Origin of the sequence: Microbacterium protaetiae, from assembly GCF_004135285.1 — a bacterium.
Lineage (GTDB): Bacteria > Actinomycetota > Actinomycetes > Actinomycetales > Microbacteriaceae > Microbacterium > Microbacterium protaetiae.
In genome coordinates this window covers 1,137,078-1,151,163 of record NZ_CP035494.1, presented here as the reverse complement: position 1 = coordinate 1,151,163, position 14,086 = coordinate 1,137,078, and the positions used below count along the sequence as shown (strand labels likewise).

Sequence of the window (14,086 nt, the reverse complement as noted above, 5' to 3'; positions counted from 1 at the left end):
CCTTTCTTAGCAAAGGAGCCTAATCTCTCTAAGAGAGGGAAACCTATCTTGTAAGTCCCTCCTCTGGAGTATGGAGATGATCGAGATGACTCAGCTTTCGTCGACGCGTGATGGTCGCGCCCGGTGCTGATCGTGGGCGCGGGCCCGACCGGCTTGACGCTGGCCTGCGAGCTGGCGCGCCGCGGCGTCGCCTTCCGGCTGATCGAGGCGGCCGCGGCGCCGCAGCCCGGTTCGCGCGGAAAGGGCATTCAGCCCCGCACGCTCGAGGTCTTCGACGACCTCGGCATCGGCGCCCGCGTGATCGCCCATGGCCGGATGGCGATGCCGATGCGCTCGACGGCCCCCGACGGCACCGTCACCGTCGGGGGTGACGTGCCCGAGTCGCTGCGCGGCCGCTCCGACATCCCCTACCCGGCAAGCCTGATCACACCGGAGTGGCGCGTCGAAGAGGCCTTGCGCGAACTGCTCGCGCAGCTGGGCGGGTCGGTGGAGTTCGGCACGCCCCTTGTCGCTCTCGCGCAGGAGGAGGGTGCGGTGACGGCCACGCTCGAGACGCGCGACGGTGACGAAACGGTGGTAGCCGGCTGGGTGGTCGGCTGCGATGGCGGGCACAGTGTCGTACGCAAGCAGTCCGGCATCGCTTTCGAAGGCGAGACCCGTGAAGACGTGCGCATGCTCGTGGCCGACCTGCGCGTCGACGGCCTCGATCGCGACGCGTGGCACATGTGGCGACACGCCGAGGGCGCGGTCAGTCTGTGCCCGCTCCCGTCCACCGAGCTGTTCCAGTTTCAAGCGAGCATCGGGCCGGGGCAGAACCTCACCCTCGAGCCGGCCAATCTGCAGGACATCCTCGATCGACGCAGCGGGGGCCGCGGCATCCACCTGCACGAACCGGAATGGTCGACACTGTGGCGTGCGAATGTGCGTCTGGCCGAACGCTATCGCGAAGGTCGGGTGTTCCTGGCCGGCGACGCCGCGCATGTCCACTCGCCCGCCGGCGGTCAGGGGATGAACACCGGAATTCAGGATGCCGCAAACCTGGGCTGGAAGCTCGCGGCGGTGTTGCAGGGCGCCGATGCGGTGCTGCTGGACAGCTACGAGGCCGAACGGCGGCCGGTCGCGGCCGGGGTTCTCGGCCTGTCGAACGAGCGGCTGAAGCAGGCCCTCGCGCAGAAGGGGATGACCACTCGTCGAGATGCGAGCACGATCCAGCTCGGTGTCGGGTATCGCGGATCGATGCTGGCGCACGATGACCGCGACGAGACCGCCGCGCTGCGGGCGGGAGATCGGGCCCCGGATGCCACCGGCTTGGCCACCGTCGATGGTGAGCGCCGGCTGTTCGAGCTCACAGCAGGTGGCAGGTTCACGCTGCTGACCTTCGGGCGGGCGCCTGAACTCGACACCACCGGGGGTGACCTTCGGATCCTGCGCGTCGCCCCGCGGGCGAGCGAGTCGGGCCAGATCGTCGATACGGCTGGTCATCTCGCCGAGGCGTATCGACCGACCGACCACACGCTCGTACTCATCCGCCCCGACGGGTACATCGGCCTCATCTCGGATGCCGGCGACGCGACCGCCGTCTCGAGGTACCTCGCCGCGATCGAGTGACCCGGCGCGCCGATGGTCTGTGCACGTCAGCAGCGCACGCCGGCCTGACCCTCGCCTCAGGCCGGCGGCACGAGGCGTGCGACGAACGCGGATGCCGCGGCGGTCGGCTGTGGGCGGGTGATCGCGGTCAGTTCCCACCCGATCTGCACGTCGAGGGGAACCTTGACGACCCCGGGCACATCGCCCGCGAACATTTCGGGCAGGATGGCGACGCCGAGTCCGGCCGCGACGAAGGACGGAATAAGGCCCGTCTCTCCGATCTCGGTCGCGATATCGCGCACGATGCCGTGGCGGCCGAGCGCGGCATCCAGCACCGTCCTGTTGCCGAACCCCGCGGGGGTGTCGATGAAGCGCTCGTCGGCCAGCGCCGCGATCGGCACGTGACGATCCCCGGCGCGCGCGTGGTCGGTCGGCAGCAGGGCGACGAACGTGCTCGTGGCGAGTGGGTGCATCGTCAGCCCGGGCGCGGCCGTGGCCGGCAGCCCGAACAGGGCGACGTCGAGGCGGCCGCGGCTGACGTCTTCGGCGAATCCGGCCGAGCCGATCGGCGAAGAGCGCAGTCGCAGATCGACGAGGGGATGTGCGTGGTGGAAGTCGCCGATGATGCGTGGCAGATCGAACGGCCCGAAGTTGGCGAACACGCCGACCCGCAATTCGCCGCGCAGTGAGCCCTGCGGGTCGGCGGCCGTGAGGGCACGTGTGCCGGCGTCGAGGAACTCGCGCAGGCGCGGGATGATCTCCTCGCCGGCCGCAGTGAGGCGGACACCGCCCTGATCGCGATCGAAGATGTCGGCGCCGAGCTCCTTCTCCAGCGCACGGACGCCGGCAGACACCGTCGACTGCACCGCGAACACACGGCGCGCAGCCCGAGTGAAGTTCAGCTCTTCGGCGACGGCGATGGCGTACTCGGCCTGGCGGGTGTCCATCGAGTAATCGTATTACTCGATCATTGCTATGCAATGCGTTCGTTGGACACGATTGAGTGGGGAGTCGAGCATGGATCCATGACCACCACGACCATCACCGCTCCCGCTGTCGCGCCGACCCGCGGCATCCCTCACGGAATCTCCTTCTGGATGATCGCCACTGTCTTCCTCACTCAGATGGCGTTCTGTGCCGTGCCCACGCCGCTCTATGCGATCTATCAGCAGCGCGACGGGTTTCCCACGCTCGTGCTCACCGTGATCTTCGTCGTGTACGCGGTCGGCGTGATGCTGAGCCTGTATTTGGCCGGGCATCTGTCGGATCGGCTCGGGCGGCGACGGATCATTCTCGCCTCGCTCGCGCTGAACCTGGTGGCCGCGGTGCTGTTCCTGGTCTGGAACGACGTGGCCGGGCTGATCGTCGCCCGCTTCATCTGCGGTCTCGGGATCGGCATCCTCACCGCGACAGCCACGGCGCACATCGCGGAACTCGGCGTGGCGGCCGGGAGGTCGCCGCTGCGCTCGGGGATCGTCTCGACTTTTGCGAATCTGGGCGGGATCGGTATCGGGCCGCTCGTGGCCGGAGTGATGGCGACGTTCATCGTGCAGCCGTTGGTGGCGCCGTATGTGCTGTTCGCGGTGCTGTTCATCGCCGAGGGCCTGGTCGTGCTGTTCGTGCCCGAGACGGTGGAGCAGTCGGCCGAGCGCTTTGCGTATCGCCCGCAGCGGATCGCCGTGCCGGCTGCGGCGCGTGGGGCGTACATCGCGGCGGCCGCGGCGGCCTTCGGTGCGTTCGCGGTGTTCGGTACGTTCACCGGGCTGAGTTCGACCTTTCTGGTGGGACTTCTCGGCGTGCGTTCGCACCTGCTGGGCGGGGTGGTGCCGTTTCTCGTGTTCATGGCTGCCGCGCTTGCGCAGATCGTGACGGTGCGGATGGCGATCCGCGCGCAGATGATGCTGGCCCTCACGGCCGCCGTGTTCGGGTTCGCCGGGCTCGCTCTCGGGGCTCTGGCAGCGTCGCTCGTGCTGTTCTTGATCGGCTGCGGCCTTGCCGGTGCCGGGGTCGGCATCGTGTTCCGCGCATCACTGGGAACGGTCGCCGGGCTGGCGGATGCCGCACGCCGGGGAGAGGCGCTCGCCGGGATCTTTCTTGTGGCCTATGCCGGAATGACGATCCCGCCGCTGCTGACCGCCGCTGCGCTGACCGTCTGGCAGGTCGCGACGGTCGTGGTCGTGATCGCGGTGCTCATGGCCGCGCTCGTCGTGGGATCGGGGTGGCGGATGCTGCGGGAAGCGTGAGTGGCACGGTATCCACCCCTGGGGTCTCCGGAACGGTGGCCCCGCGGCGCCACCGTCGTCAGGCCTTCACTTGTCGGCGTGGGCTCGCAGGATGACGAAGATGGGATCCGAGCGGTAGCGCTCGTAACGCTCTGGGTCGACGGTGCGCATGGCCTCGTCCGGCTGCGGTTCCAGCATCCTCTCCAGCACGAATCCTGCGTCGATGATCTCGTTGATCAGAGTGCTCATGGTGATGAGCTGGTACTCCATCGTCGCTTCGCCCAGCGAACGCGTTACCCAGCGCTCATCAAAGTATGAGCCCCCGAAATAACCCCAGTCGGCGGTGGGATGCGTTGTGGACAGCACGATCCAGCCTCCGGGACGAAGCACGCGGCGGATCTCGGCCAGGAATCGCGGTCGATCGTTCAGATGGTGGATCACCAGAGCGCAGACCACGCCGTCCAGCGAGTCGTCCGCCAGGAATTCGAGCGGCAGGTCCAGGTCATGCTGCACAATCGTGGCCTCGGGCGCTGCCCGAGTCGCAGCATCCACCAGGACTTCGCTGCCGTCGACACCAGTGACCTGCGCACCGGCAGCGCTGAGGATCGCTGCGAGTTGGCCTGCGCCGCAGCCCAGATCCGCGACCTTCAGGCCTGCCACCTCTCCGACCATCCGGAGCATGGCCGGCCGCTCGTGCAGCGAATTCAGTCCGGCCTCGGCGGCACGGGCAGCGAAGATGACTCCTGCATCGCCGTGGTACGCGTTGTCGTGCTCGGTCACGGACCGAGTCTAGGAGGTGTCGCTTGAGAGACCTTTAACCTTGTAGAGGGGCTGACGGGAATCGAACCCGCGCTGTCTGCTTGGGAAGATGGTTCTGGGTCGCTCGCGCGAGTGCGCTCAAGTGCGGCCCAGTGTGATTCTGTAGTCGCGATCCCAGGTCAGAAGGACAAATCGAGCCCTCAACGGCGCACGTGACTGTGTCCGAGTAGGTTCTAGTACGGCCCCGTAGTGGCACGTCAATGGCACGTCAATGGCACGATATCAGAGGTCGGCGGCACGATGAGGGAACTGCTGCAATCGATCTCGTCAAGCGCACGCCACCCTCTGCAGGGGTCACGTGTTGTGGAGCTTGCTTGGCCATACTTCGTGCTTTGGGTCCCACCAGATGATGTGGAATTCATGACCTGCTCGAACTCCGTATAGGCGCTTGACCCCGTCGATTTCGAGACGCACCATATGGTCGAGCCCTTCGTACCGGTTGACGAGTCGGTCGGTGGCCTTCGAATTTGGGCACGCAGCCATGTCACTGTAGGTCTTACACAGGCGCTGGCCCGGCTTGAACAGTTCCCCCGCTGTCATTTGCTCGACTTGAGCCATGACGTCGAGTAGTCGTGAATGGTCTTCTTTCGAGATGTCGAGCAGGGACCAATCGCCATCGTGATCGACGAGATCGAAGAGGAAGCGCACCTTGCGCTGATTCTCATCTGAGGGGACGGGGGTCGCCGCTTTCGGAACGCGAACGACGTCCGCGGCCAGTACCGCATGTGGCGTCTTCCTCGCGCCCTTGAACGGATTCTGCGACACCTTGGGTGTCTTGGAGCGGCCCAACGCCGAGCCGTCCTAGACCAACGACCGTAGTACTCGGCCATCGCCGCCTTGGTAATCTCGGTCTCACACCTCGCCCCCGCCGGCAGGCCGCCTCGTGCGTTGCGCCAAGGGTCTTCGGCGTGGGTCAACTGGCTCAACTCCATTGCGCTGTGGGAGCCGTAGAACTTGAGGACGGAGTCGACCGTGGTCTTCTCATCCTCAGAGAGTATTTTCGGTTCTGGCGTGATGTCGCCGGCAGCGACGGTGAATCGCCCGCGGTGATAAGCGTAGAGGCGCTTGACGACGGGTCCGTTGGCCCAAGCCTCGATCACGTTGTCGAACAGTGGGCGTTCCTCCCAGACGAGGTGCCACGCCTGCGAGTAGTAGACGAGCTTCTGCAGCTTCATCGCCGTCATGCTGCCAGCGCCGCGGAGTATGTACTCTGCAACGTCACGAACGTCTGCCATCTTTCTCGCCTCCTCGGGACGGGCCCAGCGTAACAGTTGAGCCTGATCGAACCATGCACCTGAGCCACCAAAAACAGTACTGACGGGGTCCGACATTCCCTCGCCGAGAACAACCTGGGGAGATCCGATCGAACAACGAGAGAGCCCCCGCGGGGACCGGGGTGGTCCGCCACGGGGGCGCCGTCCGTTCATGCCCGATCGGACGGCCGGGGCAACCTCGAGCAGCACGAGGGCCCCTGGGACTCGGGCATCACCGCTGAGGCGGTGAGCAGGGTGCCCGAGCCGAGGTCTTCAGTCAGGGAGGACCGTGGCGGCGACGTCGGGGGCTGGTCGTAGTCTGGTTGCCCCTTGACGCAGGGTCTGGGGAGATTGGGGAAACAGAATGGCGAAGTACCGGGTGCAGAAGAATCCGTTCAAGTCGAGCGACTATGAGGAGGTCGAGGCCGATGGGTTCATCGAGGACGGCAGCTACACGAAGTTCGTCGTCGGCGCTGGTGACGTTGTTCTCGCAGTGCCGACGAAGCTGGTCACGAAAATCACGGTGATCGACTAGCGCTCACGGAAGAATTTCCTCGTGTGAGGGCCCGGGGCTTCGTTCTGGGCGGAGTGTGCACGACGCGCACGCGCGCCACGTGGCTCCGGGTCTACCGGGATACTCCCCCGAGTGAGAAGTACCCGCTGGATAGGTCGTGCTCGATTTGAGCGCGGACATTTGTGACGACGCGGAGTAGTGAATCCAGTTGCAGAATGACGGCGAAGCGAATGCTTTCGACGTCGGCGAGATTGTCGAGGCGCTTGCGCCTCTCGTCGTCTTCGTGGAGGAGGGCGCCGTAGATGTAGTCCATGGTGATCTGGTGGCTGCCGAGGAGCTTATTGGGGCCGAGACCGTTGTCGGCTTCCAGACGCCCTGCGTACATTGGCGCTCTGCCCGCGGGCATTACGAGCTCGTTGCCTCGGACTACCTGGGCGACGTATGCAGCGAGCGGACGCCTTGCGATTGCCTGCTCGCGGGTGACCATCGCCTGGAGAGCCTTCACGACGCTGGGAAGGTAGCAATCCTCCTTCGTGAGGAAGAACACTCGGCATTCTGCGATCACGCCATCGAGAGTGTACTTGTCGAGCATCGGCTTGCGCAGTGTGGGCGATCGCCAGGGCCCGTTCTCACTGTCGCCTTCCCAGATGATCGTGAGTGCGATCTCGCCGCGGTCGGGGTCGCGCAGGTCGACGATTGGCTGACCCACGCCGGGCGCCGAGCGGGCGAGGAACTTGCGCAGTCGACGCTGTGCGCTCATGGTCCGGGTGTTGTCCACGAATGCCATCATGCCCGTTAACGAAGCCCGGCTTCCTCATGTGAGGGCGGGGTTTCGTTCTGGGTTTGCCCATACGTGCACGCGTGATGTCGGAGGTCGGTCGTAGCCTGGAGAGCTTGGGTACCGGAGCCTGGGCGAGAGGCGGGTGGCAATGAAGGGCGTGCGGTGTAGAACGAAGAGGGATGCGATCCCATCTCGGGAAGAAGCGGCCGCGATCGCGCGTCGTGTGGCAAAGGGGGCGTCTGCACAGCTGTGCCCGTACTGCGGGTGGTGGCACGTGGTGGGCTTCGGGTCTGCGATTGAGCATCCGTCAAAACCTCGACGGCCACGGTAGCCGGCAGTGTGATGATGGCCGTGCGCGATGGGTCGTGGGTTGTCGAAGGTGATCGAGGTGGCTGAGACTCTGGGCGTCGGCCGCGATTGGGTCTATCGCCGCATCGAGTCCGGTGAGCTGCCGGTGGTGGAGTTGGGCGCGACCGGGAAAAACCAGCGCGTACTTGAATCGGATCTCGACGCGTTCATCGAAGCCCGCCGCCACGGCGCCTGATTCAGCTTGTAGCCCGGCAGAGGCCCCGCGGTCTTCACTTGACTGCGGGGCCCTGGGTTGTTCATGACTCACTGGAAGCCATCTTCACTCTGGTGTTCGCGATGGCTCGGCGAAGTCAATCGCCTCGGCTGGTCTGCGGTGTATGGGCGCCTGCCGCACCAGGCCGACATGCTGGCGCTCCACGCGGCCGTCGTCCCGGATCCCGCACCCGCTGATGCACCAGCCGCTGACGGGATCGAAGCGATGCGCCGTGCCCCGGCTGCTGGGGATCATGGTTCGGCCTCGTCAGGGTGCCATCGTGTCGGGCAGTGCTTACATGTGCGGCGTCCGTCTGGTTCGAGTGGCATCCAGAGCTGGTGTCTTGGCGCGCATGTGCTGGCGGATTCGCTCATCGTCCGCGGGCGTCGGTTGCCGGTGAAGGTTTCCGCGGCTCTGCGGTCGACGGCGCATGCTCTGCGTCGTGGTTCCAGTTCGGATGGCGGTTGCAGGTTCGGGCGGGCGCACCTGCGCGCTCCTCCTCTTCTTCTTCTTCCTCCTTATTCCTCAGGCCGACGTTGAGCGTCGGGTGTTTCGACCACTGAACGTCGGGTGTCTGCGCTGAGTGGCAGACCGGCTCCATCGCACAGCCAATACCGGGTGTTGCGCCCCGGGGCGTCCGTGGCGGCGACCTCGAGCACGCGCTTAGACGTGAGTGTCTGGACGGCGCGCTCGACGGACCGATAACCATTCGAGTTGAGCGGCGCTCTCAGCGCGCCGGCGAGCGCGTCGCGGCCGCCGTAGAACACCGGCCGCCGGTCTGTGTCGAGTGCGATCGCTGCCATGTAGACGAAGACAAGTGTGGGTGCGTGGTCGAGGCCCGCCCGCGCCGCGACTGCGTAGGCGCTCATGACGAGGCGGGTACCCATCAGCTCTCACGAGGGAGTGCTGCGATGCGCCTGTCGAGCTGTTCCTCTGTGATGTGGAGGAACTCCGCGATCCGCGCCCGCGGCACGAGCCAACGTCGGCCGAGCCGTGCCGTGGGGATGACGCCAGATCTGACTGCGTGGGACGCGGAATCGCAAGAGAGCCCGGTCAGGCGCGCCAACTCGTCGACGGTGCACGTCGCAGTCGGACTCAGGGTCGGTGGGGCAGCGACTGCGGTCATGTCACACCGCCTGCAGCTTCGTCAGGAGGGTGCGATAGAGGAGGGTAACCTCGCCGCGGGGGATCCGCTGGCCGGACTCCCACCGCCAAAGCGTCGCGGTGTCAGCCCGTCATCAAGCTCGACAACGGCAGCGACATCATCGCGGTGCCGATCATCGACGCGAAGGAACTCGCCGACAGCATTGTCACCATGACGGTCAAGCACCTGACGTTTGTTGACATGGGACGTGACTGTCTGCGGTCAGCCCTCGACCCCAAGGACCTGTGGCGCCAGAAGTACGCGCACCTCTTCGGGGAGGAGCGATGACCCGTCAGCTAACCCCATGCAGTCTGGCACGGACCGCCGACGCGACCGAGGTCAGGGCGCTTGAGAAGGACGGTGCGCTGTGAGAACGACGACCATCCCCGAGTGGGCCGAGATGACCCTGACGAAGAGCCTGGACTCGGTGGACGGGTTTCCCTGCGCCGTTCACTACAGCAGCGGGGGCAAACCGAGAATGCCTGGCTCCAGCAAGTCGACGTGATGACGCCCGGCGGTCAGCGGCGAGGCATGCCTGAAGTGGTGATAAGCGGCGAGGAATACACCGTCAGGTTCCGCCCCGAAGACGCGGGCGAGATCCGTGCAATCGCTGCTGCTCTTGGCCGCGTCGCTGATACCTTTCAGGTCGCGGTAGAAGAGGCCGAGCGCGAGCGAGCCGCTGGAGCCCGGCGATGACGAAGCAGCGGAAGACCAGCCGTGCGTCGTTCGGGTCGGCGCGTCAGCTGCCATCGGGCCGGTGGCAGGTGTGCTACCCGGATCTGGCCACAAGGAAGCTGATGACTGGGCCGCGCACGTTCGCTACGAAGCGCGAGGCGACGGACCACATCGCCGAAGTGCGGCGCCGCGCGTTCGGTGACTACGCGCGCGGGTGGATCGACAACGGCGGCACCCGCGGAAAGCTCGCACCCAAAACAACCGAGCTGTACCAAGACATCCTCGATCACGCTGGCGACCATCGCCGGCGCCTCTCAGCGTGAGCTGATGGCTCGCGCCGGCCACCGGACAAGCCGCGCCGCGGGCATCTATTAGCACGTCGCCGAGGGTCGTCTCGCCGCTATTGCCGACCAACTGGACGCGCTCATCACGGGTGCCGGATCTGCGCGCAATGGCACGCCGATGGCACGCGCCCGTGATTCTGAGAATCGAGACTCACCGCAGGGAGGTCGAGAATTGCCGGCCTAACAGGGATTCTTTGGTGGAGGGGCTGACGGGAATCGAACCCGCGCTGTCTGCTTGGGAAGCAGAAGTTCTGCCATTGAACTACAGCCCCACGCGCACCGAAATGCGCTTCGGCCAGCATAACAGGACCATCGCAGACCGCCTCTCACGCCGGCACAGTTCAAAACTCATCCCATCCATGACCGCACGCCCCCAGAAAGGCCGCTGTCGGCTCGCAGGGGCCCGAATCGAATGAGTTTTGAACGCCCCGCGGGCGAGTACCGGCCAGAATGGCCTGCATGACCGCTGATTTCGCCGGGCGCACCGCGCTGGTCACCGGCGCGACCGGCGGCATCGGCCTCGAGATCGCCCGGGCGCTCGCCGGCGGCGGTGCGCGGGTCATCCTCGCCTGCCGCGACCGTGCCAAGGGCGAGAAAGTCTCCGCGGGCATCCCCGGCAGCATGGTCGCCGACCTCGACCTCGCCCGCCTCGACTCTGTTCGCGCATTCGCCCGCGCCCTCGACGAGCCCATTCACCTGTGCGTGCTCAACGCGGGCATCGTGCTGCTGGGCGACCGCGTTCGGCACATGACAGTCGACGGCTACGAACGGCACTGGCAGACGAATTTCCTCGGTCACGCGGCCCTGGTGCGCGGCATCCTGCCCCAGCTGCGCGCCGGCAACGCGCGTGTCGCGCTGCAGTGCAGCGTTGAGGCAGCCCTGGCGCACCTGAATTGGGATGACCTGCAGGGCGAGCGTCGCTACGGCCCGTTCCGGGCGTACGGCCAGTCGAAGGTCGCGCTCGGGCTCTTCGGGCTCGAACTGGCCCGCCGCGAGCCCGCGCTCCACGTGGCCTTATGCCACCCCGGCATCGCGCCCGATACGGCGATAGCGCCGGCGCTGCGGGCGATGCTGCCCGCCTCGCTCGTGCAGTGGGTGACCCGTCACCTCGGCAACCCGCCCGCGCAAGCGGCGTTGCCCGCGATGATGGCGGTGACGGCGGATGCCGCCTCCGGCACCTTCTACGGACCCGGTGGCTTTCTGCAGTTCTGGGGTGCGCCGAGGCAGCTGCGTCTCTACCGGTCGCTGCGCGACGAGGCAGCCGCGCGTAGAGTGTGGGCGCTGGTCGACGAGTGAGCAAGCCGCGACTCGAGCCCGCGGATGAGCACGTCGAGATCGAACGCGAACTGCTCCTCGTCGAAGGTCGAGAAGCCGGTGTCGTCGATGCGGTGCAGCAGCGCGTGGTCTGCGGCATCCACCGTCGCCAAAGCCTCGTGCAGCTCGGCGCGCTGCGGATGCCCGCCGGCGCGCGCGTTGAGCAGCACGCCGCGCGCATGTGCCATCGCGACGTCGGCGACCAGGGCTATGGCCCGCACCGCGGAGTCTTCGTCGAAGCCCGCGTCCACGAGTCGTGCGAGCACCTCTTCGGCCGGGCGCAGCGCTGCCGCCCGTGTCGAGGGATCGAACCGGATGTGCGTGACGACGGTGGCAGAGCCCAGCAGGATGTCGCGCATGGCCGTGGCGACAAGGCGCAACGCATCGCGCCAGTCGGCGCCGTGCGGAATCGCCAGCACCTCGAAACGGCTCGTGAAGGCGTCTTCGGCCAGCAACTGCAGCAGGCCTTCGCGCCCGGCGACGTGGTAGGTGACCGCCTTGCGATCGACGCCGAGCTGGTCGGCGACCGCCTGCACGGTGAGCGTGGCCGGGTCGAGTTCGCGGGCGGCGGCCACGATGGCGTCACGACCGAGGCCGGCACTGATGCCGCGCCCGCGTCGACGTATCGGACTGCTCATGGGGTTCCCGCCTGTGTGGTGATCCTTCGACGGTAGTCTCGGCTAGCGTGATCTGACGAACCCGAGGAGGCCGCATGACCGCGCTGTTCGACGGAACGTACAACTCGCGCGATACCGGAGCAATCCCGCTGCGCAGCGGGGGACAGACCCGTTCGGGCGTGCTGTTCCGTTCCGACGCGTTGGCCACGGTCACCGGCACCGGCCTGGTCGAACTCGATGAGAGCCCCATCGGCACTATCGTCGACCTGCGCACCGACACCGAGCGGGCGACCGCGCCGAACCGGCTGCCGTCGCGACCCGTGCGCACCGAGCTGCTCTCGGTCATGGAAGGTGCGGCGCCGGGCATGGCGGCGCCCGCCGAGATGACGAGTGAGGCGGTGCACGCGGTGCTGCAGGAGATCCCCACGCTGGGCGATCTGTACATCCGGATGCTGGGCACGGCCGCGGCATCCTTCGCCCGCGTCGCTCGCCTCGTGGCCACCTCGGCCGATTCCGACAAGGCAGGCGTGCTCGTGCACTGCACCGCAGGCAAGGACCGCACTGGTGTCGCTGTCGCACTGCTGCTCGACGCGGTCGGTGCACAGCGCGACGCGATCGTGGCCGACTACGCGGCCAGTGAGCGCAATCTCGCCGGAGAGTGGGCTGAACGGATGCTGGAGGGCGTCGCGCGGATGGGCGTGCCGATGCTGCCCCAGATCACGGCGCTGGTTTCGGCCACCCCGCCCGATGCGATGCAGACGACGTTGCGCTGGCTCGACGATCAGGGCGGGTCGGCGGCGTATCTGCGCAAGGGGGGGGGGGGGCTCAGCGACGACGAGCTCGGGATGCTGCGGGAGCGCTTCGCCGGCTGACGCGGGTTCTTGGCACTGATCGGGGCTCGGTAGGCTGGCGACGTGCTGCTCAGCGACCGAGACATCCGCCGACAGATCGACGACGCGCGCATAGCGCTGGACCCGTGGGACGCCGACATGGTCCAGCCGTCGAGCGTCGATGTGCGTCTGGACCGATACTTCCGCCTCTTCGACAATCACAAGTACCCGTTCATCGATCCGGCCGAGGACCAGCCCGACCTCACGCACCTGATCGAGGTGGCGCCCGATGAGCCGTTCGTGCTGCACCCGGGCGAGTTCGCGCTCGGCTCGACATTCGAGCAGGTGACACTGCCCGACGACATCGCCGCGCGGCTGGAGGGCAAGTCGTCGCTGGGCCGGCTGGGACTTCTCACCCACTCCACGGCGGGGTTCATCGACCCGGGATTCTCGGGGCACGTCACGCTTGAGCTGTCGAACGTCGCGACGCTGCCGATCAAACTCTGGCCGGGCATGAAGATCGGTCAGCTGTGCTTCTTCCAGCTTTCGTCGGCGGCCGAGTCACCCTATGGCTCGGGCCCGTATGGCAACAGGTATCAGGGCCAGCGTGGACCCACGGCATCCCGGTCGTTCCAGAACTTTCACGTGACCAACGTGGGCGCCCGCGACGATGGGGCGCTCGGCGGCTGAGGCTCAGCCGGGCAGGACTTCCACCCCTGAGTCGCGGGCGGCCTGCGCGAGCTTCGCGTCGAGCGTCGCCAGCGGGCAGCCCGCCGTCTCAGCGAGCACGAGGTAGCTCGCGTCGTAGGCGCTCAGACCCGTGCGCAGAGATGCGGCGACGAGTGCTGCGCGGGCCGGCGGCCGTTCCGGTGTCTCGACGTTCAAAGCGTCGAGGATGTCGATGGCCTGAGTAACCTGTGCGTCGGTCAGGCGGCCGCGACGGCGCGCGCTGACGATCGCGTTGGAGGTCTCGTACCGCCACAGGCTCGGTGCCAAGATGACGTCGCGGTTCGAGATCGCAGGATTCAGCACGGCGTCGGCAGCGTCGTTCGTTTCATCGGGCAGAAGCCACGCCAGGGTCAGCGACGTGTCAAGGACGAGAGGCATCAGTAGCGGCGCCCGTCATCGATGAGTTCTCGGATATCGATCAGCTCTTGGGGGAGGGATGCGCGGAAGCCGCGGACCTTCTCGATGAGCCCGGCGGGGTCTGGTCGCGCGTCGACGGGCGTGAGTCGAGCGACATCGTGGCCATGTTTCGTGATCGTGATCGACTCGCCTGCTGCTGCTCTCTCAAGGAGGGCGGACAGGTGCGTCTTCGCGTCGTAGGCGCTGACTCTGCTCATGTACGTAGACTAGTCTACGACCAGTCGTTTTAGCCGCTATCCGCGTATGCCTCGGGATATCTCTGCACGCCCACCGATAGC

General features: G+C 66.7%; 19 protein-coding genes, 1 tRNA gene and 1 pseudogene. 9 read left to right on the top strand and 12 right to left on the bottom strand.

The features are described from left to right. The first annotated feature begins 123 nt into the window (after positions 1-123). Entirely contained in the window at positions 124-1,608 is a 1,485-nt protein-coding gene (locus tag ET475_RS05265) for an FAD-dependent oxidoreductase (protein ID WP_207205414.1), read from the top strand. Positions 1,609-1,664: 56 nt separating this feature from the next. On the opposite strand, the gene ET475_RS05260 is transcribed toward ET475_RS05265, so the two are convergent. Further along, positions 1,665-2,534: a LysR family transcriptional regulator gene (locus ET475_RS05260; protein ID WP_129386816.1), complete on the bottom strand. Its 870-nt coding sequence runs from the start codon at positions 2,532-2,534 to the stop codon at positions 1,665-1,667. Between the two features lie 78 nt (positions 2,535-2,612). On the opposite strand from ET475_RS05260, the gene ET475_RS05255 reads away from it, so the two are divergent. Continuing rightward, positions 2,613-3,830, top strand: coding sequence for an MFS transporter (locus ET475_RS05255; protein ID WP_165310768.1), 1,218 nt, complete (start codon positions 2,613-2,615; stop codon positions 3,828-3,830). A gap of 66 nt (positions 3,831-3,896) precedes the next feature. Here ET475_RS05255 and ET475_RS05250 read toward each other — a convergent pair whose 3' ends face one another. The 3 genes and pseudogenes from ET475_RS05250 to ET475_RS18070 form a co-directional block, all read right to left on the bottom strand. Continuing rightward, positions 3,897-4,589 carry a class I SAM-dependent methyltransferase gene (locus ET475_RS05250; RefSeq protein ID WP_129386810.1) on the bottom strand — a complete coding sequence of 231 codons (693 nt, stop codon included), beginning with the start codon at positions 4,587-4,589 and terminating at the stop codon, positions 3,897-3,899. A 333-nt stretch (positions 4,590-4,922) separates the two neighbouring features. Then, complete coding sequence (locus tag ET475_RS18075) at positions 4,923-5,393, bottom strand: hypothetical protein (protein ID WP_242497881.1); 471 nt, start codon at positions 5,391-5,393, stop codon at positions 4,923-4,925. Positions 5,394-5,533: 140 nt separating this feature from the next. Further along, positions 5,534-5,803, bottom strand: a pseudogene (locus ET475_RS18070) (Panacea domain-containing protein); the annotation flags it as partial. Between the two features lie 442 nt (positions 5,804-6,245). Between ET475_RS18070 and ET475_RS17795 the strand changes: the two are divergent. Next, on the top strand, positions 6,246-6,416 hold the full coding sequence (locus tag ET475_RS17795; RefSeq protein WP_165310766.1) for a hypothetical protein: 171 nt from the start codon (positions 6,246-6,248) through the stop codon (positions 6,414-6,416). Positions 6,417-6,507: 91 nt separating this feature from the next. On the opposite strand, the gene ET475_RS05240 is transcribed toward ET475_RS17795, so the two are convergent. Beyond that, entirely contained in the window at positions 6,508-7,173 is a 666-nt protein-coding gene (locus ET475_RS05240) for a hypothetical protein (RefSeq protein WP_129386804.1), read from the bottom strand. A 391-nt stretch (positions 7,174-7,564) separates the two neighbouring features. Between ET475_RS05240 and ET475_RS05235 the strand changes: the two genes are divergently transcribed. Next, the gene (locus tag ET475_RS05235) at positions 7,565-7,720 is read left to right on the top strand and encodes a helix-turn-helix transcriptional regulator (RefSeq protein ID WP_165310764.1); all 156 of its coding nucleotides are present in this window, start codon (positions 7,565-7,567) and stop codon (positions 7,718-7,720) included. A gap of 536 nt (positions 7,721-8,256) precedes the next feature. Here ET475_RS05235 and ET475_RS05230 read toward each other — a convergent pair. Together ET475_RS05230 and ET475_RS18395 are read right to left on the bottom strand one after the other, a co-directional pair. After that, positions 8,257-8,607, bottom strand: a complete 351-nt coding sequence (locus tag ET475_RS05230; RefSeq protein WP_129386797.1) for a hypothetical protein — start codon at positions 8,605-8,607, stop codon at positions 8,257-8,259. Positions 8,608-8,624: 17 nt separating this feature from the next. Beyond that, entirely contained in the window at positions 8,625-8,864 is a 240-nt protein-coding gene (locus ET475_RS18395; protein ID WP_129386794.1) for a helix-turn-helix domain-containing protein, read from the bottom strand. Between the two features lie 144 nt (positions 8,865-9,008). On the opposite strand from ET475_RS18395, the gene ET475_RS17790 reads away from it, so the two are divergent. Beyond that, the gene (locus ET475_RS17790) at positions 9,009-9,170 is read left to right on the top strand and encodes a hypothetical protein (protein WP_165310762.1); all 162 of its coding nucleotides are present in this window, start codon (positions 9,009-9,011) and stop codon (positions 9,168-9,170) included. Positions 9,171-9,335: 165 nt separating this feature from the next. Here the strand turns inward: ET475_RS17790 and ET475_RS05220 are convergent, their stop codons facing one another. Then, entirely contained in the window at positions 9,336-9,632 is a 297-nt protein-coding gene (locus ET475_RS05220) for a hypothetical protein (RefSeq protein WP_129386790.1), read from the bottom strand. Between ET475_RS05220 and ET475_RS17785 the strand changes: the two genes are divergently transcribed. Then, complete coding sequence (locus tag ET475_RS17785) at positions 9,575-9,880, top strand: hypothetical protein (protein ID WP_479724280.1); 306 nt, start codon at positions 9,575-9,577, stop codon at positions 9,878-9,880. The genes ET475_RS05220 and ET475_RS17785 overlap by 58 nt on opposite strands. A 219-nt stretch (positions 9,881-10,099) precedes the next feature. On the opposite strand, the gene ET475_RS05215 is transcribed toward ET475_RS17785, so the two are convergent. Next, positions 10,100-10,173: transfer RNA gene (locus tag ET475_RS05215), tRNA-Gly, on the bottom strand. A gap of 187 nt (positions 10,174-10,360) precedes the next feature. Here ET475_RS05215 and ET475_RS05210 point away from each other — a divergent pair. Further along, the gene (locus tag ET475_RS05210; RefSeq protein WP_165310758.1) at positions 10,361-11,197 is read left to right on the top strand and encodes an SDR family NAD(P)-dependent oxidoreductase; all 837 of its coding nucleotides are present in this window, start codon (positions 10,361-10,363) and stop codon (positions 11,195-11,197) included. On the opposite strand, the gene ET475_RS05205 is transcribed toward ET475_RS05210, so the two are convergent. Further along, a complete protein-coding gene (locus ET475_RS05205; protein ID WP_129386784.1) occupies positions 11,137-11,853 on the bottom strand; it encodes a TetR/AcrR family transcriptional regulator C-terminal domain-containing protein in 717 nt (238 codons plus the stop codon). The two genes, ET475_RS05210 and ET475_RS05205, sit on opposite strands and share 61 nt — an antisense overlap. A gap of 74 nt (positions 11,854-11,927) precedes the next feature. Here ET475_RS05205 and ET475_RS05200 point away from each other — a divergent pair, with 74 nt between their 5' ends. Both ET475_RS05200 and dcd read left to right on the top strand, forming a co-directional pair. Continuing rightward, positions 11,928-12,704 (top strand): tyrosine-protein phosphatase, encoded by a 777-nt coding sequence (locus ET475_RS05200; protein WP_129386781.1) that lies wholly within the window; start codon positions 11,928-11,930, stop codon positions 12,702-12,704. A 42-nt stretch (positions 12,705-12,746) separates the two neighbouring features. Continuing rightward, the gene (dcd, locus tag ET475_RS05195) at positions 12,747-13,352 is read left to right on the top strand and encodes a dCTP deaminase (RefSeq protein ID WP_129386778.1); all 606 of its coding nucleotides are present in this window, start codon (positions 12,747-12,749) and stop codon (positions 13,350-13,352) included. Positions 13,353-13,355: 3 nt separating this feature from the next. Here the strand turns inward: dcd and ET475_RS05190 are convergent, their stop codons facing one another. Both ET475_RS05190 and ET475_RS05185 read right to left on the bottom strand, forming a co-directional pair. Continuing rightward, positions 13,356-13,769 (bottom strand): type II toxin-antitoxin system VapC family toxin, encoded by a 414-nt coding sequence (locus tag ET475_RS05190; protein WP_129386775.1) that lies wholly within the window; start codon positions 13,767-13,769, stop codon positions 13,356-13,358. Further along, positions 13,769-14,005: a type II toxin-antitoxin system Phd/YefM family antitoxin gene (locus ET475_RS05185; RefSeq protein WP_129386772.1), complete on the bottom strand. Its 237-nt coding sequence runs from the start codon at positions 14,003-14,005 to the stop codon at positions 13,769-13,771. Before ET475_RS05185 ends, ET475_RS05190 begins: the two co-directional genes overlap by 1 nt. Positions 14,006-14,086 lie beyond the last annotated feature (81 nt).